The 24,262-nt window shown below is 63.6% G+C and carries 21 protein-coding genes; 8 read left to right on the top strand and 13 right to left on the bottom strand.

Annotated elements, in window-relative coordinates:
• Positions 1–25: 25 nt before the first annotated feature.
• A complete protein-coding gene (rpmF, locus tag GTP69_RS19815; RefSeq protein WP_072783806.1) occupies positions 26–208 on the bottom strand; it encodes a 50S ribosomal protein L32 in 183 nt (60 codons plus the stop codon).
• Positions 209–349: 141 nt separating this feature from the next.
• Positions 350–847, bottom strand: coding sequence for a YceD family protein (locus tag GTP69_RS19810; RefSeq protein ID WP_161056523.1), 498 nt, complete (start codon positions 845–847; stop codon positions 350–352).
• Positions 848–972: 125 nt separating this feature from the next.
• On the opposite strand from GTP69_RS19810, the gene GTP69_RS19805 reads away from it, so the two are divergent.
• Genes GTP69_RS19805 through GTP69_RS19795 form a run of 3 tightly spaced genes read left to right on the top strand, consistent with a single transcriptional unit; the run spans position 973 to position 3,545 of the window.
• Complete coding sequence (locus tag GTP69_RS19805) at positions 973–1,563, top strand: Maf family nucleotide pyrophosphatase (RefSeq protein WP_161056464.1); 591 nt, start codon at positions 973–975, stop codon at positions 1,561–1,563.
• Position 1,564: 1 nt separating this feature from the next.
• Entirely contained in the window at positions 1,565–2,290 is a 726-nt protein-coding gene (locus GTP69_RS19800; RefSeq protein ID WP_161056463.1) for an SAM-dependent methyltransferase, read from the top strand.
• A gap of 1 nt (position 2,291) precedes the next feature.
• Positions 2,292–3,545: a lipoprotein-releasing ABC transporter permease subunit gene (locus tag GTP69_RS19795; RefSeq protein WP_161056462.1), complete on the top strand. Its 1,254-nt coding sequence runs from the start codon at positions 2,292–2,294 to the stop codon at positions 3,543–3,545.
• Between the two features lie 65 nt (positions 3,546–3,610).
• Here the strand turns inward: GTP69_RS19795 and GTP69_RS19790 are convergent, their stop codons facing one another.
• Positions 3,611–4,876 (bottom strand): EAL and HDOD domain-containing protein, encoded by a 1,266-nt coding sequence (locus tag GTP69_RS19790; RefSeq protein WP_161056461.1) that lies wholly within the window; start codon positions 4,874–4,876, stop codon positions 3,611–3,613.
• 45 nt (positions 4,877–4,921) lie between these two features.
• Positions 4,922–5,881 carry a 23S rRNA (adenine(2030)-N(6))-methyltransferase RlmJ gene (locus tag GTP69_RS19785; protein WP_161056460.1) on the bottom strand — a complete coding sequence of 320 codons (960 nt, stop codon included), beginning with the start codon at positions 5,879–5,881 and terminating at the stop codon, positions 4,922–4,924.
• Positions 5,882–6,046: 165 nt separating this feature from the next.
• Between GTP69_RS19785 and GTP69_RS19780 the strand changes: the two genes are divergently transcribed.
• Complete coding sequence (locus GTP69_RS19780) at positions 6,047–6,304, top strand: hypothetical protein (RefSeq protein ID WP_161056459.1); 258 nt, start codon at positions 6,047–6,049, stop codon at positions 6,302–6,304.
• Between the two features lie 2 nt (positions 6,305–6,306).
• Positions 6,307–6,522, top strand: a complete 216-nt coding sequence (locus GTP69_RS19775) for a hypothetical protein (protein ID WP_229261054.1) — start codon at positions 6,307–6,309, stop codon at positions 6,520–6,522.
• A 44-nt stretch (positions 6,523–6,566) separates the two neighbouring features.
• On the opposite strand, the gene rraA is transcribed toward GTP69_RS19775, so the two are convergent.
• Positions 6,567–7,061 carry a ribonuclease E activity regulator RraA gene (rraA, locus tag GTP69_RS19770; protein WP_161056457.1) on the bottom strand — a complete coding sequence of 165 codons (495 nt, stop codon included), beginning with the start codon at positions 7,059–7,061 and terminating at the stop codon, positions 6,567–6,569.
• Positions 7,062–7,094: 33 nt separating this feature from the next.
• Entirely contained in the window at positions 7,095–8,330 is a 1,236-nt protein-coding gene (locus tag GTP69_RS19765; protein WP_161056456.1) for an MFS transporter, read from the bottom strand.
• 89 nt (positions 8,331–8,419) lie between these two features.
• Here GTP69_RS19765 and GTP69_RS19760 point away from each other — a divergent pair, with 89 nt between their 5' ends.
• Positions 8,420–9,205 (top strand): helix-turn-helix transcriptional regulator, encoded by a 786-nt coding sequence (locus GTP69_RS19760; protein WP_161056455.1) that lies wholly within the window; start codon positions 8,420–8,422, stop codon positions 9,203–9,205.
• A 109-nt stretch (positions 9,206–9,314) separates the two neighbouring features.
• Positions 9,315–10,208 (top strand): GGDEF domain-containing protein, encoded by an 894-nt coding sequence (locus tag GTP69_RS19755; RefSeq protein WP_161056454.1) that lies wholly within the window; start codon positions 9,315–9,317, stop codon positions 10,206–10,208.
• A gap of 4 nt (positions 10,209–10,212) precedes the next feature.
• On the opposite strand, the gene clpB is transcribed toward GTP69_RS19755, so the two are convergent.
• The 7 genes from clpB to GTP69_RS19720 all read right to left on the bottom strand — a co-directional run bounded on the left by clpB (position 10,213) and on the right by GTP69_RS19720 (position 21,434).
• Positions 10,213–12,810 (bottom strand): ATP-dependent chaperone ClpB, encoded by a 2,598-nt coding sequence (gene clpB, locus GTP69_RS19750; protein WP_161056453.1) that lies wholly within the window; start codon positions 12,808–12,810, stop codon positions 10,213–10,215.
• Positions 12,811–12,875: 65 nt separating this feature from the next.
• Positions 12,876–13,334 (bottom strand): molybdopterin synthase catalytic subunit MoaE, encoded by a 459-nt coding sequence (gene moaE / locus GTP69_RS19745; protein WP_161056452.1) that lies wholly within the window; start codon positions 13,332–13,334, stop codon positions 12,876–12,878.
• Positions 13,331–15,865, bottom strand: coding sequence for a DUF349 domain-containing protein (locus GTP69_RS19740; RefSeq protein WP_161056451.1), 2,535 nt, complete (start codon positions 15,863–15,865; stop codon positions 13,331–13,333). Before GTP69_RS19740 ends, moaE begins: the two co-directional genes overlap by 4 nt.
• A gap of 78 nt (positions 15,866–15,943) precedes the next feature.
• Complete coding sequence (locus GTP69_RS19735) at positions 15,944–16,567, bottom strand: hypothetical protein (RefSeq protein ID WP_371868030.1); 624 nt, start codon at positions 16,565–16,567, stop codon at positions 15,944–15,946.
• A 212-nt stretch (positions 16,568–16,779) separates the two neighbouring features.
• Positions 16,780–19,185: a bifunctional acetate--CoA ligase family protein/GNAT family N-acetyltransferase gene (locus GTP69_RS19730; RefSeq protein WP_161056450.1), complete on the bottom strand. Its 2,406-nt coding sequence runs from the start codon at positions 19,183–19,185 to the stop codon at positions 16,780–16,782.
• Positions 19,186–19,192: 7 nt separating this feature from the next.
• Entirely contained in the window at positions 19,193–20,182 is a 990-nt protein-coding gene (locus tag GTP69_RS19725; protein ID WP_161056449.1) for a DUF2804 domain-containing protein, read from the bottom strand.
• A 10-nt stretch (positions 20,183–20,192) separates the two neighbouring features.
• Positions 20,193–21,434 (bottom strand): winged helix-turn-helix domain-containing protein, encoded by a 1,242-nt coding sequence (locus tag GTP69_RS19720; protein ID WP_161056448.1) that lies wholly within the window; start codon positions 21,432–21,434, stop codon positions 20,193–20,195.
• Positions 21,435–21,569: 135 nt separating this feature from the next.
• On the opposite strand from GTP69_RS19720, the gene GTP69_RS19715 reads away from it, so the two are divergent.
• Positions 21,570–24,206 (top strand): sensor domain-containing diguanylate cyclase, encoded by a 2,637-nt coding sequence (locus GTP69_RS19715; RefSeq protein ID WP_161056447.1) that lies wholly within the window; start codon positions 21,570–21,572, stop codon positions 24,204–24,206.
• Positions 24,207–24,262 lie beyond the last annotated feature (56 nt).

Here is a 24,262-nt window from a genome sequence, read left to right as displayed (position 1 = left end):
TTTCCGGGTCCAGCAAAAGCGTCGATTACTCGTCGTTTTTGGTTTTCAGGACTTTACGACCACGGTAAAAGCCGTTAGGGCTGATGTGGTGACGCAGGTGGGTTTCACCGGTGGTTGGCTCGATTGCCAGTTGTGGAGCAACCAGGAAATCGTGCGAACGGTGCATACCGCGCTTCGATGGGGATTTTTTGTTCTGTTGAACTGCCATGTTAATGACTCCTAATACATAAGTTCTAAAATTCTAACACAATCGACCGGCATACAACATGCGAATCGAGCCCTACTACATTGCACTGCTAACTTGCCAAGACTCGATTTACACGCGTTCTGACACGTTCTTCACTACTACTTATTCGGGTTTGAGGCTCTTCAGAGCATCGAAGGGCGAGATCTTCTCGCTTTTCGCTTTGTCCAACAGGCTGGAATCCGGGCAGACATCGTGACGTGGCGATTGCGGCAAGGCCAGCAACGCTTCGTCTTCCACCAGGTACATCAGCTCCATGTTGCGACTTCCAACGATGACGTCGATCGATTCGTCGTCTATCGTCGCTTCAATTTCATCCGCCTGCTCATCGTCCTTACCCAGCATCAGCACGGTCGACGAATCGAGGTGGTGAGCGTAAGGCTGCAGGCAGCGCTGGCAAATCAGTTGCACGGTACCGTTGACCGACAGCGTCATCTGCGGGAAGCCCAGTTTATGGGTGCTTCCGACTGCCTTCCAGGCGATCTCGCCGGACGCATTCGCGCATTCCTTGGCCAGACGGGTCATTTCCGCAACGGGGGTCACACCATCCCTGCTGCTGTTGGTCCGACAGAATTCAAAGGTGTCGATCACAAGAGCATTCATTACAGAGGTTCCCCGGAAAACCTGCGATAATAGCAGGGTTTTCGACATTAAGTCAAAGCCTTAGCGATTTTTGCGACATTTTTGTCGCTTCTAGCGCCGGCGACAGAGCATATAACATTCCCCTCATGACATCAAGTTTACTCGTACTGGCTTCCAGTTCCGCCTACCGCAAAGAATTATTATCGCGCCTGCAACTGCCATTCGAAGTGGTCGTGCCGGCCATCGACGAATCCCCGCAGCCGGGCGAGACGCCGAGTGCCACCGCGCTGCGGCTGGCACTGGAAAAAGCTGCCGCCGTGGCCGCCAAGATGCCGGGCGCCATCGTCATCGGCTCCGACCAGGTCGCCACGCTGGATGACGAACAGATCGGCAAGCCGGGCAACCACGCCAACGCGCTGGCGCAATTGCAAAAAATGCGCGGCCGTGAAGTCATCTTCCATACCGCGTTGTGCGTGTGGGACGGCCGCGACGGCAGCCACCAATTGCAAGACATCCAGACCGTGGTCAAGTTCCGCGACCTGCCGGATGCCGAGCTGGACGCCTACCTGCGCATCGAGCAGCCCTACGACTGCGCCGGCAGCGCCAAGAACGAAGCGCTGGGCATTGCCATCCTCGAACGCATCGACAGCAACGACCCGACCGCCCTCACCGGCTTGCCATTAATCGCGCTGACAGGCATGCTGCGCAATATTGGCATCACCTTCTTCCAACAATAATATGACTGGCATCCTCTTTTTAATTCCGAACACCCTGGGCGAGACCGAAGCGCTCGCCAATGTGCTGCCTGAACAGGTCCAGCGCATCACCTCGCAGCTCGACTACTTCGTGGCGGAAAACGCCAAGACCGCGCGCGCCTTCCTGAAGCTGGTCGGCGCCCAGCATCCGCTGTGCAAGCCGATGCAGGAAATCAAAATCGCCGAACTCAACGTCAACACCCCGGCCGCCGCGCTGGCCGACCTGCTGGCGCCGCTGCTGGCGGGCCAGGATGGCGGCCTGGTGTCGGAAGCCGGCGTGCCGGCGGTGGCCGATCCCGGCGCCGACCTGGTGCGCCTGGCGCATCAGCACAAGATTCCGGTACGGCCGCTGGTCGGCCCGTCGTCGCTGCTGCTGGCCGTCATGGCGAGCGGCCTGAACGGCCAAAGCTTCGCCTTCAACGGCTACCTGCCGACCGATGCGGCCCAGCGCGACAAGCGCATCAAGGAACTGGAACTGCGCTCGCGCAAGGAAAAGCAAACCCAGCTCTTCATCGAAACGCCATACCGCAACGCCGCCATGCTGGAAGCGCTGGTGGCGGCCTGCGCGCCGGGCACGCTGGTGTGCGTGGCGACCGATCTGAGCCTGCCATCCGAAACCATCCGCACCATGACGGCGGCGCAGTGGAAAATCGCGCCGGCGCCGGACTTCCACAAGAAGCCGACCGTGTTCCTGTTGCTGGGCCAATAAGATGACGACGCCTTATGAATGGCTGATCGGCCTGCGCTACATCCGTGCCGGCCGCCGCAGTGGCCGCAACAGCTACATCTCTTTCATGTCGCTGGTGTCGATCGCCGGTGTCGGCCTCGGCGTGGCGGCGCTGATCGTCGTGCTGTCAGTGATGAACGGCTTCCAGCGCGACGTCGGCGCGCGCATGATCTCGATCCTGTCGCACATCGAAGTATTTGACGCGCGCGGCATCCTGCCGGACTGGCAAGCCACCGCGCGCGACGCCGAACGCAATCCGGCGGTCAAGGGCGCCGCCCCCTTCGTCGAACTGCCGGGCATGCTGCTGCAGGAAGACAGCATGAAGCCGGCGCTGCTGCGCGGCATCCTGCCGGAACAGGAAGCCAAGGTCGCCGATTTCATGCAAGGCAAAAACGCCGCCGCGCTGGACATGCTGAAGCCGGGCGCCAAACAGATCGTATTGGGTTCGGAGCTGGCCAAGGCGCTGCACGTCAAGGCCGGCGACCATGTCATCCTGGCGATGCCGTCGCAGCAATCGACCGTCAACAACCTGATGCCGCAGACCTACCGCTTCACGGTGGCCGGCACGTTTGAAGTCGGTCATTTTGAATTCGACTCCGGCATGGCCTTCATCCACATGCAGGACGCGCAAGACATCCTGCATCTGACCGCGCCGATGGGCCTGCGCCTGCGCATCACCGACGCCAACCAGGCGCCGCAGATCGCGCACGAACTGAAGAACAGCCTCAACGGCAATTACCTGGTGCGCGACTGGACCCAGCGCAACTCGACCTGGTTCGCCGCCGTGCAAAGCCAGAAGCACATGATGTTCATCATCCTGACGCTGATCGTGGCCGTGGCCGCGTTCAACGTGGTGGCGATGCTGGTGATGTCGGTGACCGACAAGCGCGCCGACATCGCCATCCTGCGCACACTGGGCGCGCGGCCGGCGTCGATCATGAAGATCTTCATGGTGCAGGGTTTGCTGTCGGGCCTGATGGGCGTGGCGGCCGGTGCCACGCTGGGCATCCTGATCGCGTGGAACCTGCCGCAAATCGCCAGCGGCATCGAGCACCTGCTGGGCATCCAGCTGCTCGACAAGAATATCTACTTCATCACCTCGGTGCCGTCGCAGCTGTTGTGGAGCGACGTGACGGGCGTGGTGGGCGTGGCGGTGGTGCTGTCCTTCCTGTCCACGCTGTATCCAAGCTGGTGGGCCACGCGCGCCAACCCGGCCGAGGCCCTGCGCTACGAATAAACTCCGGGGTCAGGTCCGGCACTTGGACACGAGCTCATGTCCAAGTGCCGGACCTGACCCCGGATTTAGATGTTGCGGGTGTAGTCGGTGACCCACTCGATGGCGGCCAGCTGGATGGCGTAGAGATCGGATGGCCGCAGGCTGAGCTGATGCAGCATCTGCGCCAAGACGCGGCCGTCGCGGCCGCGCTCCAAGTGTTCGATCAGGCTCAGCATGCTGCCATAGTCGCCGGCGCGGTGCAGCAAGGCGCCGCGCACGTCGTCCAGCACGTTGACGCTTTCCAGCACGTCGCGCATCTGGATCGAGAACAAGGTGTCCATCAGCGACATCACCCCCACCGTGAAGCCGATGTCGGCGCTGACCCGCTGCCCCGGCTGCCGATGCTCCACCATCAATTCCATGGTCTTGCCACGCGTAGTCGCCAGCTGCAACAGCGGCGAGGTGAATTCCTGCGTGCCGCCATTCTTTACGTACAGCAGGATCTGCAACCAGCGGCGCAGCTGGCGCCGCCCCAGCACCATCAGCGCATGGCTGACCGAGTTGATGCGCTGCCGCGCGCCGACCGCCGGCGTGTTCACCAGTCGCAGCAGGTTCAGCGTGATCAGCGCGTCGTGCTTGACGCTGCGTTCGATCTCGGCGTTGGTGGCGTCCTTGTCCAGCAGTTCCAGCAGGTTCAGCACGCTCATCTGCGACGGCGAGATTTTCTTGCCGCTCAGGATCACCGGCCGCGCAAAGTAATAGCCCTGGAAGTATTCGAAGCCGAGGTCCATGCACTGCTGGAACTCTTCGACGGTCTCAACCTTCTCCGCCAGCAGTTTCTGTTTGGGATTCTTCAGCACGCGGGCCAATGCCGGCAAGGTGCCCGGCTGCATGTCTTTGATGTCGACCTTGATCACGTCGCACAGCGGCGTCAGCTTCTGCACGTCTTCCGTGTGGCCGATCACGTCGTCCAGTGCAAACTTGAAGCCGGCCTCTTTCAGCTCGCGCACGCGCGCCAGCACTTCTGGCGTGGCCTTGACGGTTTCCAGGATTTCGAGAATGACTTTGTCGTTCGGCAGGAAGCGAATGAAGTCGCTCATCAGCCCGACCGCGTCCACGTTCACAAACGCCATCTGGTCGCCCACCACCTGCCCCATGCCCAGCTCGGATGCGTGGGCGATGACGGTTGCGGTAGCCTGGATATCGTCGGTGACGTGCGCGCCGTTGTAGGAGCCGGCGTCGTGGAACAGCAGCTCATACGCCACCAGCCGCTGTCCCCGGTTGAGGATGGGCTGGCGCGCGAGGAAGAAATTATCTGCTAATTTCGGTGAGGCCGGCGAAGCTAACATCATGGGGAGCTCCCAGTGTCAATCTGCTTGTCCCCAGCCTATACCTAATTATGTACTCTTTACAATATTTTTCTGACGGATAGGTGGACGGCGCTCGCTAGTGTTGCGCGTACCCGTCGTCTGTGTGCCCGCCTCCAGCGTAAAGCGCGCGCCGGCGTCCTGCCCCAGCGCCTTCACCAGCCAAGGCATGACTTCTTTCAGCATCGGTTCCAGCGTGTACGGCGGGTTCAGGATGAACATGCCACTGCTGTGCAGGCCGCCAATCCCGTCCGGCATCGGCGTCTTGATCGTCAGCACCACGTTCAGCCACTGTGCGGCCGGCAGCTGCTTCAGCTTGTCGGCGAACTGACGCGATTCCATGCGCTGCAACAGCGGATACCAGACCGCGTAGGTGCCGGTCGGGAAGCGGCCCAGCGCTTCGGCCAGCACGTCCTTGGTCTTCTTGTAGTCCTGCTTGTCTTCATACGGCGGATCGATCAGCACCAGCGCGCGGCGCGATGGCGGCGGCAGCAGCGCCTTCAGTGCAGCAAAGCCGTCGCCACGCGTGACCAGCACGCGCTTGCCGCGCACGGTCGAGCGAATGCCTTGCTGCGCAGCGTGCTCATCCAGCTTGCGGAAGTTATCCGCCAGCAGCTTGGAGTCGGCCGGGTGCAGCTCGAACAGGCGCAGGCGGTCCTGCTCGCGCGCCACCTTGTCGGCGACGTACGGCGAGCCCGGGTAGTAGCGCATCTTGCCGCTCGGGTTCATGCCGCGCACCAGGTCGACGTATTCCTTGACCGGGGCCGGCATATCCGTCAGGTTCCACAGCGGGCCGATGCCGGTGTCGTACTCGGCATTCTTGGACGCGAACGCGCCGTCCAGCTCGTAGACGCCGGCGCCCGAATGGGTGTCGATGTAGCTATAGGCCACATCTTTCTGATTCAGGTACTGCAGTAACTGGATGGTGATGAAGTGCTTGAGCACGTCGGCGTGGTTACCCGCGTGGAAGGCATGGCGGTAAGAGAACATAAGCTGGTGATCCTGATTGATTCAATCCGACATTATCCCTCAGAACCGGCCGGCAACCAAAAAAAGCCCGCATATCGTTTGCATCAAAGCGCCTGCATGCGGGCTGACTAAGATGGAACTGCTGCGTCGGCATCCGTTGGCGCAGCCTATTTCATGGAGGAGATTATGGCTTTCAATAATGTAGGGCCGCTGACCTTCCTGGCCCCCGGCCAATCCGTCACCTGGAGTTATACCTACGGCGGCGACCGCGGCACCCAGTTTGCATCGGCAGACGTCAAAACGCCCAACCAGGGCGCCATCCACCTGGCCGACCAGCAGCGCAAGGCCAAGGACAACAACGGCAACGCCACGTATTTCGTCACCATCCACAACCAGGGCGTTGGCGGCTGCTTCCACAACTTGCAAGGCGGGGGGATGTCATGAAGATGACCATCGTAACTGACGTGCACGGCAACGTGCTGGGCGCCATCCAGGGGCATAACCTGACGGAGAAGAAAGATGGTGTGGAGGCCACGGTGTCGTTTGCGCCGGGTCACGCCACCCATATGATCGAAGTCGACGATGACCTGACCACGGTCGATGATGTCGACGAATTCCAGCAGCGCCTGCGTCGTCATCTGCAGAAACACCAGCAGCCTTAATCAAGGCCAAGCCGCAGCGACGCTGCCGCTGCGGTTTCTTCTCCTCAAGCCAGCTTTTGCTGCGCAATCAGCACGCCGTCGGCATCGGCATAAACCCAATCGCCCGGATTGACCGGCACGCCGGCGATCTGCACCCGCACATTGCGCTCCCCCACACCCTTCTTGCTGCTCTTTTGCGGATGCGCCGCCAGCGCGCGCACGCCGATGTCGCAGGCGTTGATTTCCTCGGTATCTCGGATGCAACCATCAACGATGATGCCGGACCAGCCGTTGTCCTGCGCCAGCAAACCCAACTGCCCGCCGACCAGCGCCCGCCGCAGGCTGCCGCCGCCGTCCACCACCAGCACATTGCCGTCGCCCGGCGTTTCCAGCATGGCGCGCACCATGGCGTTGTCTTCATGCACCTTCAGCGTCACCACGCGGCCGGAAAAGCGCACACGCTGGCCGTAATGCTTGAACACCGGCGGCAGCACGTTCAGGCGGCCGTCTTCCAGCAGGTTGGCGTTGTCGTCGCACAAATCGGTGGTGGCAAAACTCATGGCGGTTCCTTGCATCGTTAAGATGCTTTGATTCTATGCGGTTTTGGCGGTGACGGCCACGCGGCTGTTGCTGCCCACACCCACCGCCGTCAGGATCACCAGCGCCTGGAATATGCCGATAAACACGAACACGCCGGCCGGATGGTGCGCATCCATCAGCGCGCCGAACAGCAGCGGACCCAGCGCCAGGCCGCTGTCCAGGCCCGAGTACACCACGCCGAACACGCGGCCGGTGGCGTTGGCCGGCGCCGCGCCGCGTATCATCAGGTCGCGCGACGGGCCGGAGATGCCGGTCACCAGGCCGATCGCGGCCATCAGCACCACCGCCATCCACGCCGGCACCACGGCCGCCGCCAGGATCAGCGCCAGCACAGCCGCCGTGCCGAAGGCGATCATGATGATGCGGTCATGGTTGCGGCTGCCCGCGCCGAGGAAGCCGCCATACGCCATACCAGCCGCCGACGCGAACATAAAGCAGGTGTAGGCCGAGGTGGCCGTGCCCAGCGACATGCCGTACAGGCTGACCAGGCTGGTGGCGGCAAAGGTCTGGATGCCGGCCAGCGCCACGGCGGAGATCAGGAAAAAGGCAAAGCAAAGCCACACCACTTTCAGCTTGAGAAAGCCAAAGGCGCTGGCGTCGGCCAATCCGGCCTTGGCGCCGGCCACGCCGGCAACCGGAATCGCGGCCGGCTCGGGACGCAGCGCATGGCGGTTCCAGACCAGCAGCGCCAGCACCAGCAGCGGCAACAGCGAAGCGCTCAGCAACGCGGTGCGCCAGTCGCTACGGGCCGCCACAAACGTCAGGAACAGCGGCGAAAGCGCCCAGCCGATATTGCCACTGATGCCGTGCACCGAGAAGCCATGCGCCAGCCGCGCCTTGGACACGCGCTGGTTCAGCAGCGTGTAGTCAGCCGGATGAAACACACTGTTGCCGCAGCCGGCCAGCAAGGCGCCCAGCATCAGTTGCGGATAGCTGTGTGCGCTCGACAGCATCACCGCCGACAAGCCCAGCAGCGCAATGCCGCTGAACAGCACGGTGCGCGCGTCGAGCCGGTCGACCACGAAGCCGGCCATCGCCTGCCCTACGCCGGACACCACGAAGAACACCGTCATCAGCAGCCCCAGCTCAGAATAGCTGAGCCCAAACTCCGGCTTCAGCCACGGAATCAGCGCCGCCAGAATCACGTGATAAAAATGCGAAGTGCCATGCGCCAGCCCTACCAGCCCGATCACGCGGGCGTCCTGCCGCAGCAAGGTCTTGTCGTTCATACTGCTCCCCCTGGTTGTTTTGCCAAAGTGTAAGCAATTTGCGTCAGTCTGATTTAAGATAGAGCGACAACATTTATCGCTTTTCTGCCATGCCTATTCCCATCGTCAACCATACCCGCTTCGACTGGCACAGCGACACGCCCAGCGCCGAGCGGCCGCTGACGATGTCCGGACGCGACCTGCAAGCGGCCGCCGTGCTGCTGCCGCACCACCACAGCTGGGGCCAGTTCACTTACGCGCTGCAAGGCGTGATGCGGGTCGAAGCCAACCACAGCAGCTGGATCGTGCCGCAGCAGCGCGCCGTCTGGATTCCGCCCGGCGTGGTGCATGGCGTGACCGTACTGGAAAATACCCATCTGCGGCCGATGTCGGTGTACGCCGGCCGCGCGCCGTTCGCCGGCAACGAATGCAAGGTGCTGGAACTGTCCAGCCTGCTGCGCGAGCTGCTGACGGCGCTGGAACAGCACGACCGCAGCGAGCAATCGCCGCGCGAACACCTGCTGATGGAAATGATCCTCGACGAAATTCCGCGCTGCGCGGTGCAGCCGGTGCGCGTGCCGCTGCCCACCGACAAGCGCCTGAAAGCGCTGTGCGACGCGCTGATCGCCGATCCCGGCGCGGAACGCACGCTAACCAACTGGGCCGGCCAGGTCGGCGCCTCCGAACGCACCCTCGCCCGCCTGTTCGAGCGCGAACTGGGCATGGGCTTCGCGCAATGGCGCCAGCAAGCGCGGCTGGCGCACGCGGCGCCGCTGATCGCCAACGGCATGCCGCTGTCGCAGGTGGCGGCCGAACTGGGCTATGCCAGCCAGTCCGCTTTTTCGGCCATGTTCCGCAAAACCTTCGGCTGTTCGCCGTCGGCATTTTTTAAATAACAACAATAATGACCGTTCGTTAAGTTTTCCTATTTTCTGCCGATAAGCTGTGCTTGGACAAAAGTACGGTACATTAGTGGAAACCAATCAATTAGAAAAAACCTATCGAATGGCGGACCTGTCTCTCTTCTCGAACGAACAGATCGCGGCCCTGCTGTCGGCGCTGCCGGACCCGGCATTCATTCTCACCCGCAGCGGCCGCTACGCCGCTGTATTCGGCGGTACCGATAGCCGCTATTACCACGACGGTAGCGGCCTGGTCGGCAAGACGCTGGACGACGTGCTGCACCCGGAAAAAGCCGCCTGGTTCCAGGCACAGGTCGCCATCGCGCTGGCTTCGCACGGTTTGCATGTGGTGGAGTACGCGCTGGGGCGGGACGACGTCAAAGGCATCGGCACCGATGGCCCGGAAGAACTGATCTGGTTTGAAGGCCGCGTGCAGCCGCTGGACTATCAGGTGCTGGAAGAAGAAGCGGTGCTGTGGGTCGCCAGCAATATCACCGCCAGCAAGAAACTGGAAGCGCTGCTGCGCATGCAGAGCGAGACCGATTCACTGAGCAACCTGCCCAACCGCCGCAAGCTGATGAGCAGCCTGACCGAGCATTTCGAACTGTTCGCCCGCTACAAGATGCCGGCCTCGGTGCTGATTTTCGATATCGATCACTTCAAGAGTATCAACGACGGCCAAGGCCATCTGGCCGGCGACAAGACCATCGCGGCCACTGCCGACGTCTGCCGGCGGGAGTTGCGCGCCACCGATTTTCCGGCGCGGCTGGGAGGGGATGAGTTTGTCGTGCTGATGCCGCACACCGACAGCGAACAAGCGCTGCCGATCACAGAAAGACTGCGCCAGCGCATCGCTGAACAGACCGGCGCCACCATCAGCGGCGGTCTGAGCGAGATGGCCGTGGGCGACCTGTCCTACGAAGAAGTGCTGAAACGGGCGGACGACGCGCTGTACTGCGCCAAACGCGACGGCCGCAACCGCATCGTCCGCTCGTAAGGGATTACCGGAACGTCAGCTCGCCGTTGTTCACATCCACGTGGATGGTGTCGGTCGGCCCGAAGCGCCCTTGCAGGATCAGCTTGGACAGGGGATTTTCGATCTCCTGCTGGATCGCCCGCTTCAGCGGCCGCGCGCCATACACCGGATCGTAGCCTGCCTCGGCAATCTTGTGCAGCGCCGCGTCGGTCACCTGCAAGGTCATCTCCATCTTGGCCAGACGACGTTCCAGGATGGCCAGCTGAATCCGCGCAATCGCGCCGATGTTCTTCTCATCCAGGCCGTGGAACACAACAATCTCATCGATCCGGTTGATGAACTCCGGACGGAAGTGCGAGCGCACCTCGGCCATCACCGCCAGCTTGATCACGCCGGGATCGGAATCCTCCATCGACTGGATCTTATGCGAACCCAGGTTCGAGGTCATGATGATCACCGTGTTCTTGAAGTCCACCGTGCGGCCCTGGCCGTCGGTCATGCGGCCGTCGTCCAGCGCCTGCAACAGCACGTTGAACACGTCCGGATGGGCTTTCTCCACCTCATCGAGCAGGATCACGCTGTACGGCTTGCGGCGCACGGCTTCGGTCAGGTAGCCGCCCTCGTCGTAGCCGACATAGCCCGGCGGCGCACCGATCAAACGGGCCACCGAATGCTTCTCCATGAACTCGCTCATGTCGATGCGGATCAGCGATTCTTCCGTATCGAACAGGAAGCCGGCCAGCGCCTTGGTCAGCTCGGTCTTGCCGACGCCCGTTGGGCCGAGGAACATGAACGAACCATACGGACGATTCGGGTCCGACAGGCCGGCGCGCGAACGGCGGATGGCGTCGGCCACCGCATTGATCGCCTCGTCCTGGCCCACCACGCGCTCGTGCAGCTTCTCTTCGATGTGCAGCAGCTTGTCGCGCTCGCCCTGCATCATGCGCGACACGGGAATGCCGGTCGCGCGCGACACCACTTCGGCGATCTCTTCGGCGCCGACTTCGGTGCGCAGCAAACGCTGTTTCGGCGGCGTATTCTTTTCCAGCGACACGCCGTTGGCCGATGCGGCCTCGGCTTGCTTCAGTTCCGCTTCCAGCTGCGGCAGGCGACCGTATTGCAGCTCCGAGACGCGCTGCCAGTTGCTTTCACGCGTGGCCTGCTCCATCTGCAGCTTGATGCGTTCGATCTCTTCCTTGATGTGGGTACTGCCCTGCACCACGGCTTTTTCCGCCTTGAGGATTTCCTCGAAGTCGTTCAGCTCGCGCGTCAGGCGCACGATTTCCTCGTCGATCAGCTCCAGACGCTTGCGCGAACCGTCGTCCTTCTCTTTCTTGACGGCTTCCTTCTCGATCTTCAGCTGGATCAGGCGGCGTTCCAGCTTGTCCATGACTTCCGGCTTGGAATCGATCTCGATCTTGATCTTGGCCGCTGCTTCATCGATCAGGTCGATTGCCTTGTCCGGCAGGAAGCGGTCGGTGATGTAGCGATGCGACAGCTCAGCCGCTGCAATAATCGCCGCGTCCGAGATGGCGACCTGGTGGTGCAGCTCGTACTTGTCCTGCAAGCCGCGCAGGATGGCGATGGTGTCTTCCACGCTCGGTTCATCGACCAGGATCTTCTGGAAGCGGCGCTCCAGCGCAGGATCTTTCTCGACGTATTTGCGGTACTCGTCCAGCGTGGTGGCGCCGACGCAATGCAGCTCGCCGCGCGCCAGCGCCGGTTTCAGCATATTGCCCGCGTCCATCGCGCCTTCGCCCTTGCCGGCGCCGACCATGGTGTGCATCTCGTCGATGAAGACGATGGTCTGGCCTTCGTCCATGGCCAGTTCCTTCAGCACGGACTTCAGGCGTTCCTCGAACTCGCCGCGGTACTTGGCGCCCGCCACCAGCGCGGCCATGTCCAGCGCCAGCACCCGTTTGCCTTTCAGCGAATCCGGCACTTCGTTATTGATGATGCGCTGCGCCAGGCCTTCGACGATGGCGGTCTTGCCCACGCCCGGTTCGCCGATCAGCACCGGATTGTTCTTGGAACGGCGTTGCAGCACCTGGATGGCGCGGCGGATTTCATCGTCGCGGCCGATCACAGGGTCGAGTTTGCCCTTGCGGGCGCGTTCGGTCAGGTCGAGCGTGTATTTTTTCAGGGCTTCGCGCTGGCCTTCGGCGTCGGCGTTGTCCACCTTGGCGCCGCCGCGCACGGCGTCGATCGCGGTTTCCAGCGACTTGCGGCTCAGGCCGCTTTCGCGCGCCAGCGTGCCGGCGTCGGATTTGTCTTCCGTCAGTGCCAGCAGCACCATTTCACTGGTGATGAACTGGTCGGCGCGCTTCTGCGCTTCCTTGTCGGCCAGGTTGAGCACGCCTACCAGCTCGCGGCTGGCTTGCACGTTGCCATCGGTGCCGGAGACTTTCGGCAGGCGCTCCATGGCGGCCGCCAGCGACTTGGTCAGACTGCCGACATTGACGCCGGCGCGTTGCAGCAGTGAACGCGCGCTGCCGTCGTCCTGATTCAGCAGGGCCGTCAGCAGGTGCAGCGGTTCGATGTATTGGTTGTCATTGCCCACGGCCAGACTCTGCGAGTCCGACAGGGCTTCCTGGAGTTTGGTGGTGAGTTTGTCTTGACGCATGGTGTTGCTCCGATATATTTAACTATCGCTAACATAGGGATCAGCGATAGCTTTTCAAGGAGCAGCTACAACCATTTGTTAAGCGCCTGGTCGTCGCTGACGCGGGCATCCACCCAGCGCGCGCCCTCAGGCGTCTGCTCCTTCTTCCAAAACGGCGCTTCCGTCTTCAGATAGTCGATGATGAACTCGCTGGCGGCAAACGCCTCGCCCCGGTGCGCCGAGGTGACCGCCACTAGCACGATCTGATCCTTCGGCTTGAGCGGCCCCACGCGGTGAATCACCAGCGCACTGAAAATCGGCCAGCGCTGCCTGGCCTTGTCAATAATGTCACTGATCGCCTGCTCGGTCATGCCCGGATAGTGCTCCAGCTCCATCTCCGACACAGTAGCGCCTTCATTCAGATCGCGCACCGTGCCGACGAAGGTGACCACGCCCCCTACTTTGGGGTAGCCGGCGCGCAGCTGCGCCACCTCGGTCGACAAATCGAAATCCCCGGTCTGAATGCGGACTTCGTTCAAGCTCATGCGCGCTCCGAGGCGCCGATGCGGCGGAACAGTTGCTCGATGCGGCTGGCGGTGCGGGCGTCGGCCAGGGCCGGCATCGCGCACAGTTGCAGATAGGCGGCGGTGGCCGATTGCGGTTTCTGGCCGGATTTCAGCGACGATTGCAGCACTTCGACCTGCATCTTCAGGCGTTCACGGGCAAACTCAGCGCCACTGTCGACGCCGGCCACGATTTCCAGCCGCAGCACTTCGTCCAGCAGCTTGGCGCGGTTGCGCTCCAGCTGCGCCGCGTAGTCGCTGCGCTTGCCGTTGAGCGCGTCCAGCGCGGCGTTGAAGCGGCCTTGCAGCGCGCGTTCGTAATCATTGCCCAGCGACGGCAACGCCGCCCATTTGGCTTGCCACTCGGCCGCGTCGATGGCGGCGCCATCCGAAGCGACTTCGTTTTCGAGCGCCTGGTTCAGGCGCAGTTTGTCGCGCAGCGCATTGGCCTGGGCCGCGCCGGCGCGGCGCTTGATCGCGTCCGCCTGCGCCTGCACCTTGCCGACCGCGTTGTGATAACGCTGGTTGATGCGTGCCTCGGACGCGCGCGGCACCACGCCGGCGGCGTTCCAGGCGTTGGCGGCATCCTTCAGCGCCTTGGCGATGGCGGCCAGCTGGGCCTTGTCGTCGCCGCTGAAGGTGGCTTCTTCCAGTTCGTGGCAGATGGCTTCACGGGCATGCAGATGGGCCTTGCGCTCGTGATCGGCGGCGTGGGCGGTTTCCTTGCGCTTGGCAAAGATGGCGTCGCAAGCGGCGCGGAAACGCTGCCACAGCGCCTGCTCGACCTTGCGTTCCAGCGGCAGCGACTTGGCCTGCTCCTGCCAGCGTTCCTGCAGGCGGCGCAGCTTGTCCAGCGTGTGGCGCTCGGACGGCTCCAGCGCTTCCGCTTCGGTAATAAGTTCCTCGCGCTTGGCGGCTTCTACCTTGCGCTGCTCGGACAGCGGCGCCAGCATGGCGGCCAGCACCTTGTCGAAGGTGTGGTCGAGCTTGCGTTTTTCCTTGCGGTCGATGGTGCCCAGGCGGGTCCACATCTGGCGCAGGCGTTGGCCAGCGGCGGCCACGTTTTTCAGGTCGGCGCCATCGGCAGCCACCGATTCGGCCAGCGAACGGGTCTCGGCGATCAGCGCCTCGGCCTTGGCGGCGTTGGCGTGACGCTCGTCCGCCAGTTGCTTGAAGTGGGCGGCGGCCGGGGCGTAGGCGCTGGTGCAGGCGGCGTCGAAGCGCTCCCACAGCGATTTCGGCGCGTGGCCGGAGACGGCGTCCAGCGCTTTCCAGCGGTCGCGCATGCTGCCGACTTTCTTGGCCAGCTCACTCATGGCCATTTTCTGGCCGGCCAGGTCTTCCACGGCCTTGACCAGCTCTTCACGCGAGACGTTGCCGCCCCAGCGGGCCCAGTCGCCCAGGCGCTTCAGTTCGGCGCGGACGTGGGTCAGGTGGTCGTTCTGGGCGGGCGTGAGGCGGGCCTTGTGGTCGCGCAGCCATTTGTCGTGCTCGGCGGCGGCGTGCAGTTGACCTTGCTCCAGGGCGGCTTCCAGCGCGTCCATGGTTTCCAGGAATTTTTTGTCGACTTCCGTCGGCGGCTGCTTGGGTTGTTTTGGCTGTTTGGCTGGCTTGGCGGGCACGGCGTCGGCCGATGCAGCGCCGGGAGCGGCGGATTCACCGCTCGCTGTGGCGGAGGCGGCATCACCCGTCGCCGGGTCCGCAGACGCGCCTGCTGCCGCGTTGGCAGCGGCGGACGTGGCAGCAGGCTTCGACGCCGGGGCAACGCCAGTCGCGGCGGCAGGCTTCTGCGCCACCGTCAGCGCGGCGCGCGCCTGCTCGACCGCTTGGGCGAAGTCGCTCAGCAGGTGGCGCGGCAAGGCGCCGTGTTCTGGTGCTTGTTGGTATTCCGCCTGGTCGGCGGCATGACGTTCCAGCGCTTGCAGCGCCCCGTCCGCCGGCAAACCGGCGTGCGGCAACTTGCGCACCGCCGCCAACGCATCGATGATGCGGCGCTGCAATGCCACCTGCGCCTCCAGCCGCGCCGCCAGCGCCGCGCGCGCGGTCGCATACGGTTCGGCCAGCGCCGGCACCGCCGCCACCACCTGCCACTGACGATCCAGCTCCGCCACCTGGTTCGGCGTCAGTTTCTCATCTTGCAACATCCGGTGCGCCTGATCCAGGCAAGCCTGGGCTTTTTGCTGCTCGGCCAGCTGGTAACGGATGGCGTCCAGCCGCCCCTGCATCAGCTTGGCGACGCGGCGGTCGGTATTGCGCACCGCCTGCAACACCTGTTCCAGGGCTGGCTGCGACTGCACATGCTCAGCCGCGCTCAGGCGCACACTGGCAAACTCGCTCTCCAGGATCAAGGCGACGGCGGCCGCTTCGTTGCCATTCAGCGCGGCGGCGCGCTGCGTTTGCTCGTCCCGACGACCGGCAGTGGCGGCCGCAGCCGCATCCTGTTCGGGCGTGGCCGCAGGTGCTGTGGGAACGGCCGAGGTTTCGGTCGCACGCTTAAAGAGGAAATCGAACATGGTGCCCAGTGGTGATGGCTAAAACCACCATCATAGCAAAGCAGGGGAAATTTGCCCGGCTAGTGCTCTACGGGGCGGTTATTTCATAATTGCATCGTCGCGTGACGACTGCCGCACGGGCTTTTTCGGCGGTGGGGCCGGTACTTCTTCCAGGCTGACGATGGGCAGCACCTGCAAGCCGGGAATCGAAATCTGGCCGTCATCCACCTCCCCGCCCGGTAGCGCGCGACGGCGGGCCGACACTTGCGCCGCTTCCGCCGGCGGCAGGCCGGAACGTTTCATTTCATCCAGATGCTTATCGTGCATCATCAACTGGTTGGCAATCGAGAACCAGGTATCGCCGGCGATGGCGTTGCGCGCCAGCCCGAACAGCTCCTGCTCCTCTTTTTCCAGCCGCTTCAGCAGCGAGGCGCAGAACAGGTCGATGCTGTCGCACACTTCGCTGACTTGCTCGTCGCGCACATCGGCCAACGACCCCAGCTTATCTTGCAGCAGGCGGATCGAAGTCAGCGCCGACTGGTTCAGGCGGTTGAGTTCGTCTAATAGATGATCGGCCCGCTCGGTCGCGTCGCGCAGCGCCGGGATCAGGTACATTTCAGTCTTGCGCCAATGGCAAGCCTGATACAGGGTATTGAGGTTTTCGCAAGCATATTCCAGTTGCGACAGCGTCATGCGGTTCTGCTGCATGAGCGTGGTGCGCACATACTTTTGAAACGATAGCAGACTCAAACGAACACTGGCTTGCTCGACCGAGAGGGCTACCAAAGTGTATGTGGCGGTTAACATTCTGACTGACTCCCAAGGCTGGATAGCGGAAGTAAAAGTGTAAAGTTTCCCGACAACGGCGCTTTGCGCTAGAACAAACCCGCAGGCACGTTTGGTAGCACCAATATATCTCAAGCGTGGCGCGAATGCTATCGCAAAGGCAGTTGCAAGCGCACCATTCCTGCTTCCGGATGCGGCAATACCACGCCGCCGAAGTGGCGTATCAATTTTTGCACGCCGGCATTTTCCGACAAGGCGTCGCCGACGATCTCGCGCGTGCCCCGGGCGCGGAAATAATCCACCAGTTTCTGGAACAAAATGTAGCCCAGTCCTTTGCCTTTCAAATCGGAACGCACGATGATGGCGAACTCGGCCGATTGGTTATCGGGGTCCAGCACCGCCCGCACCACGCCCAGCGTTTCCGGCTGGCCTTGGGCATTGGGCCGGGTGGCGATGAACGCCATGGCACGGTCGTAATCGATTTGCGTCAACCGCGCCAGCTGGGCCGGCGGCAGTTCGCGCATGGCGGAGAAAAAGCGCAGCCGCACATCGTCCGGCGCCAGCGCGCTGAAGAACTGCTGGTGCTGCGCGCCATCTTCTGGCTTGATCGGTCGCAGCAGGATCTGGCCGCCCTTCCAGTCCAGCCGCTCTTCCAGCTCCTGCGGATACGGGCGGATCGCCAGTTCCGTGCGCCGTCCGCGCGCCTTGGCCAGATGCATGCGCGCGCTCAGTGCCACCACGCTGCCGCCGATCGCCAGCAGCGGATTCAGATCCAGTTCGGTCAATTCCGGCAGGTCGGCCACCATGTCGGCCACCTGCACCAGCGTGCGGATCAGCGCCTCGGCGTCGGCCGGGGTCTGGCCCTGCGCCAGCAGGCGCGAGACGCGGGTACGGTCGACCAGGTCGCGCGCCAGCGCCATATTTAATGGCGGCAGGCCGGCCGCGCGGTCGGCCGCCACATCGGCCGCAATGCCACCCTGGCCGAAGAACACCACCGGCCCGAACACCGGATCGTGACTGATCTGGATGCGCGCCGCCGCCAGCGTGGCGCCGGCCAGCGCGGCCTGCTGCGGCGTCGCCAGCGCGATGCCATACGCCGCCATCAGCGCGCGCGCATCGGCGTCGGTCAATTCGCTGTGGCCAGCGTGTAGCGCGGCTTGCACCAGCGCACGCGCCGCCGCCCGCTGCTTGGCGCCGGTGGTCGGCACGCCGACCGGCACTTCCATCAGCAGCTCCTGGTTACGCCGGTACTGGGCAATCTGCAGGAAGCCATTGACGGCTTTCTCCGGCGTGTCGTAGGTTGGCAGGCCGGCGTCGGCGAATACGCGGCGCGCCTGCGCCACCGAACTGCCACCCAGCCAGCAGGACAGCACGTTCTTGCCTGCCGCCTGCATCAATGGCGCCACTGCGCGGGCGATCAGCTCACTGCCCACCATGGCGGTCGGCGCGTGCAGGAACAGCAGCGCGTCGGCCTGCGATTCATTCAATAGCGCCTGCACCGCGCCGGTGTAGCGTTCGACCGGCGCGTCGGCCAGGAAGTCGACCGGATTGGTTTGCGGCGCGCCGGCCTGCGCCAGCCGCTTCAGCGTCTCCGGCGAAAACTCCGCCAGTTGCGCGCCGGTGAAGGACAGCGCATCGGCCGCGATCAAACCGAGGCCGCCGCCGTTGGTCAGCACCGCCAGCCGCTCGCCGCGCTGCGGCCGCTGGCGCGCCAGCGTTTCGACGGCGTCGAACAAATCCTCGGTGGAGTACACGCGCAGCATGCCGGCGCGGCGGATCGCCGCATCGAACACCAGGTCCGCGCCCGGCGCCGCATCGCGCCCGACTTTCAGCACGATGACCGGCTTGCCGCGCGCGGCCAGCCGCCCGGCCGACATGAACTTGCGCGCGCTGCTCACATGTTCAATACACAGCAGGATGGCTTCCGTTTCGCCATCGGCGGCCAGATAGTCCAGCAGGTCGCCGAAATCGACGTCGGCGCCATCGCCCATGGCGACAAAACGCGAGAAGCCGATGCCGCGCTGGCCGGCCCAGTCCAGCACCGCCGTTGCCAGCGCCGCCGATTGCGAGACAAAACCCAGCTTGCCCTTCCGCGCCGGCATTTGCGTGAAGCTGGCGTCCAGTCCCATTGCCGGCGACTGCAAGCCCGCACTGCCGGCGCCGAGGATGCGCAGCAAATACGGCCGCGCCGCTTCCAGCATCGGCTGGCGCAGGCCGCGGCCACCGCTGTGGCCCGGATCGGCCGTCATCACAATCGCCGCCTTGCAGCCGGCCGCGCCCAGGTCGTGGATCAGCCCCGGCACGGTGGCCGGCGGCGTGCAGATGATGGCCAGGTCGGGCGACACCGGCAGCGCACTGACCCGCGCATGGCACTGCAAGCCTTGCAGCCGCTGGTACTTGGGATTGACCGGCCATACAGTGCCGCCGCTGCGCGTGAATTCCCCGTCCAGCAGATTGGCCAGCACCCGCGTGCCGATGCGCAGCGGCTTGTCCGACGCGCCGATCACGGCCACGGAACGCGGTTGGAACAGACGGTCGAGATTACGGATGCTCATGTTTGGCTTACCAGCGGGAGGAATGGTCTTCGGTCACGCCCATCAGCTGCGTAACCATGCGTTTCGGCTGATCCGGCGCGGCGCGCACCCAGCCGCTGAAGGTGCCGATCGGCTGCAGATAGCGACTGGCCGCCACCATCATCTTCTTGTTGTCGCGGCGCGCGCCTTCCGGTGTGAAGTACAGATCCAGCATATCGTCCTCGGTAAAGATGTGCCACTGCGACAGCGCATCCTTTTTATCGTACAGGAAGTGGGCCGGACCCAGCGCAATCAGGTCGCCGTCCAGCCACAGCGCGTTTTCATGATCGCCGAAATAGCCGGCCTGCAGGTTGAAGCCCAGTTCCATATTGTGCGCCGAGGCCCAGCGCCAGGCGGTGTTCCGCGCCAGCAGGCCGTTGGAGTAATCGAAGCTGGCGACACCGCCATCGAGCTTGAATTCATCGCGCCACGTGCGTACTTCACCGCGCATCGGCATGGCCGACGATTTCTGCGTGGCGTGCACCGAGCCTTGTGCAATCGGCCCGGTGGCCAGCAACAGCGGCGATGGCGACGGGCCGAAGCTGGCATCGACTTCCAGGTAATCGCTGCGCAGCGTCAGCGAATAGCTGCCGTCACCACTGGTGTCGATCGCGATGTGGGTACCGCGCCGCGAAAAGCTGCTCGACTCGCCGGCATGGTTGGCCAGCTTGGCCGACACCAGCGGCAAGCCGTCCTGCGACAAGTTGGCCAGCATGTCGCCGTCCTTGCGCTCGAAGGCATAGGCAAAGGCAGTGCTGATCCAGCCCAGATCGACGATGGCGACCGCGCAGAATACCTCCTCCGTGCACAGCGCCACGTAATGCCAGCGCTTGTGGTGAAACCTTCGCCACAGCGGGCTGCGGGAAAATGGTGCGGCCAGCTGGCTCCAGTCGATATTGCCGACCTGGCCGGCGTAACGTCCAAAGAGCGGCTGTCCGTCGGCGGCCAGCAGGCTGGCGGGGGCGGCGGGCAGTGTCATTTACTTACCTTCATGCGGCTTCCTTGCCTGGTTCTGCCGCACTGAGTGCGGCTTGCAGCTGCGGCCCGAAACTGGCGGGCGTCGCTTGCGTGATCTGTATTTGCGGGCATTGGTGCCAGTCGGCCAGCCGTTGCAGCGCGGCGGCGACGTCGCGCGTGAAGCGGTCGCTGACGTGCGCGGCCGGTTCCAGCACCAGCGATTTGAGTTCAAACACACCGTCGCGCCGGTGCGCCTTGGCGTCCACCCGGCCCACCAGCGCGCCACGGCGCAGGATCGGCAACGTGAAATAACCGTATTTGCGCTTGTCGGCCGGCGTGTAGCATTCCAACCGGTAGTCGAAGTTGAACAGTTCCAGCGCACGGCGGCGGTCCCACACCACCGGGTCGAACGGCGACAGGATGGTGGTCAGCGTCGGCCCCAGCATGCCGGCGGCAGCGCTGTCCAGCAGGTCCGTGTGGTCGGGATGGACGTAGATCGGATCATCCCAGTCATCCACCCAGGCGCGCAGCAAGGCGCCCTGCTCCACCAGCGTTTCGGGATCGAAGCGCGGCGGCTTGGTGCGGAAGTAGTCGCTGATCCAGCCGGCGCGCGCGCAGCCCATGGCTTTGACGGCTTTCAGCACCAATTCCCGGCGCACCTCGTCCATATGCGGCAACTGGCTGTCGTCCCAGTGCGGCAGCACGCGTTCGGCCAGGTCGTAGATGCGCTGGAAGTTGTGGCGGGCCGCGATCATCAGCGCGCCGGTGGTGAACAACACTTCCAGCGAACGCTTTTCCGGCTTCCAGCTCCACCAGCCGCCGGCCTGGCCGTCGGTGCGTTCAAAGTCCGAGGAGCGCGTCGGGCCGTTGACGCGGATATGTTCCAGCACCGCGTCGACTTCGGCGCGGCGCTCCTTCATCCATGTGGCGGAATACTTCCAGCCCATGGCCTCCGGGTCCAGCATGCGATGGCGATACAGGCCGTAGTCCTCGACCGGCACAAAGCAGGCCTCGTGGGCCCAGTATTCAAACAGCTCACCGTCTGCCAGCGCCTGCTCCAGCCATGGCTGCGGATAGTCGCCCAAACGACTCCACAACACCAGGTACGGACTGCGCGCCACCACGTGGATGGTATCGATTTGCAGCACGCCCATTTGCCGGATCGCCGCCAGCAAATCGGGTTGGCGCGCCTTGCGGCGGCGCGGCTGCAACAGCCCTTGCGCCGCCAGGTGCAGCGCGCGCGCGGCGGACAGGCTCAATATCGGTTCAGTCATGAGCGCTATTCTAATAAAGTTTTCAATATTGCCTGTGAACGGATTGAGGTTTTTTTCACCACTTTCACGCCAAAAGCGATATTTCCGTGCAGAATACCCCGAAAGATTTCCGATACCGATGAGGAACCCTCCCCGATGCGCGATTTCTTCCGCCGTCTGTACCGCGCGATACTGCTGCCCGCCTTCGGCGCGGCGCTGCTGATTTTCACCTGGGCCGCCGTCACCTATCAGGTCCGGCAGGAGCAGAACACCGCCCGTTACGAGGCGGTGCTGCATAGCCAATCGCTGGCGCGCACGCTGGCCGAGCATAGCACCCACCTGCTGCGCCAGGTCGATCACGCCACCCAGCTCTTTAAGCTCAAATACGAGGAAACCGGCGGCGCGCTGCGGCTGGCCGAATTCACCCGCAAGAACGGCCTGCTCGACTCGCTGCTGCCGACCAAGCTCGATCTGCCGCTGGCGATTCTGGACCGCGACGGCCGCATCATCGACAGCTTGAACGGCTACTTCACGCCGGACCTGAGACGCCAGCCGGTGTTCCGCAACCACGCCAACAACCCGTCCGACGTGTCGCTGGTGGCCACGCCGGTAGTCGACAGCCGCACCAAGAAATGGCAGATCCAGATCTCGCGCCGCCTAAATCATCCCGACGGCAGCTTCGCCGGCGTGATCATGGTGATGATCGATCCGGCCTATTTCGTCGAGGACTACGACCGCCTGAACGTCGATCCCGGCGGCGCGGTGATGCTGATCAGCCGCGAAAACGGCATGTCCGCCGCCCGCATCGACGACCAGGTGATCATCAGCGACAGCATCGACTTCAGCGTGCCGCAGCCCAGCGTCACCCAGCCGGCCGAGGAATTTCTGCTCAAGCGCCGCTTCGACGCCGTCGACCGCGTGTACGGCTACGCCGAGATGCAGCGCTACCTGCTGACGGCAGTGGTAGGCAATCCCATTCCATCGGCCATGGCGCGATTTGAACATCGCCGCAATATGTACTTTGGCGCCGCCACCGTAGTGTCGGTGCTGGTAACGCTGTTCGTTTACCTGCTGATGCGCCAGGCGCACCGCCTGCGCCGCACCGCCAGCATGGTGATCGAAGCCCAGCTGATGCTGCGCGCCGCCGCCGACGCCAGCCTGGATGCGGTCTACCTGCTCAAGGCCTGCCGCATGCGCGGCGCGCGGCGCGAGATCCTCGACTTCACCATCGCCGACCTGAATGAACGCGGCGCACAGCTGATGGGCTACCGCAGCGCCGACATCAAGGACAAGCGCCTGGTGGAAGTAATGCCGGAACTGCATTCCAAGGGCTTCGTCGAAAAATTCCGCCATGTGCTGGAATCGCGTCAGCCGCTGGAAGAGGAAATCGAAGTCGACTTTCTGCCCAACCGCGCAGTCCACTGGCTGCACCACCAGATCGTTCCGATCACCGACGGCGTCGCGGTCAACGTGCGCGACATCACCTCGCGCAAGGAAACCGAACTGGCCGCGCGCAAGCAGCAGGCCGAACTCACCGCCGTCAACGACGCCTCGCCGCTTGGCCTGCTGCGCGCCGACGCCTCCGGCCACTGCACCTACGTCAACCGCACCTTTGAGCTGATCACCGGCCTGACGCGCGAGGAAGCGCTGGGCGACGCCTGGATGCGCGCCGTCCATCCACAAGACCGGGTAGTGCTCAAGAACGCGCTACAGCACATGGCGCAAACCCGCGCGCCGTATCAGGACACGCTGCGTTGCGTGCACCCGGACGGCATGATCGTCTGGGTCTCGTTCAAGATCGCCGCCATGGTGGTGGACGGCAAAGTCTACGGCTACGTCGGCACGGTGGACGACATCACCCACGTCCGCAAGTCGGTGATGGCGCTGCGCGAAAGCGAATCGCGGCTGCGCACCATCGCCGACACGCTGCCGGCGATGGTGGCCTACATCGACGCCGAACAGGTCTACCGCTTCCACAACGTCGCTTACGAGCGGGAATTCAACCGCACCGGCTCCACGGTGCTGGGCCGCAGTATCCGCGAAACGCTGGGCGAGCAGCGCTACGCCTTCCTGGAACCGTACGTGCTGCGCGCGCTGGCAGGCGAAACGTTGACCTTCGAGGAAGACGACGACAGCGACACCACTGAACGCACCTACGAAGTGGTGTACATCCCGCAAATGGACGAAGACGGCGCCAATGTGATCGGCTTCCACGTCATGCGTCAGGACATCACCGTGCAAAAGCGCGAGAAACAGCGTTTGCTGCGGCTGTCGCAGGTCGACGCCCTGACCGGCCTGACCAACCGCGCCGGCTTCCTGCAAAAGCTGCACGACTCCATGGCCACGTCGCGCGCCAACGGCAACCTGATGGCAGTGATGTATATGGACATCGACCGCTTCAAGCCGGTCAACGACACTTTCGGCCACGCCGTCGGCGACGCCCTGCTGAAAGCTTTCTCGGCACGTCTGACCCACACCATGCGCGCCAGCGACACCATCGCCCGGCTGGGCGGCGACGAATTCACCATCATCATGGAGCGCATCCACCGCACCGATGACGCGGCGGCCGCCGCCGCCAAAATCGTCACCGCCATGCAGGCCGATTTCGACCTGGGTGGCACGGTGGTGTCGATATCGACCAGCATCGGCCTGACCTACTTCCGCGACGAAGACGTCAGCCCCGCCGAACTGCTGAACCGCGCCGACATCCTGCTGTACGAGGCCAAACAGGCCGGCCGCAACACCTTCCGCGCCGGTTTGCCGGCCCATCCACCGACAAGCAACGCGGCATAAATCAAACCGGGAGCCGCCGGCTTGCGCTATATTGAGCGCTTTCCGGCTGCTTCATC

Origin of the sequence: Duganella levis (assembly GCF_009857605.1) — a bacterium.
Taxonomy (GTDB): Bacteria; Pseudomonadota; Gammaproteobacteria; order Burkholderiales; family Burkholderiaceae_D; genus Rugamonas; species Rugamonas levis.
Note: the sequence above shows the minus strand (reverse complement) of the source record. Positions and strands in the feature narration are given on the sequence as shown.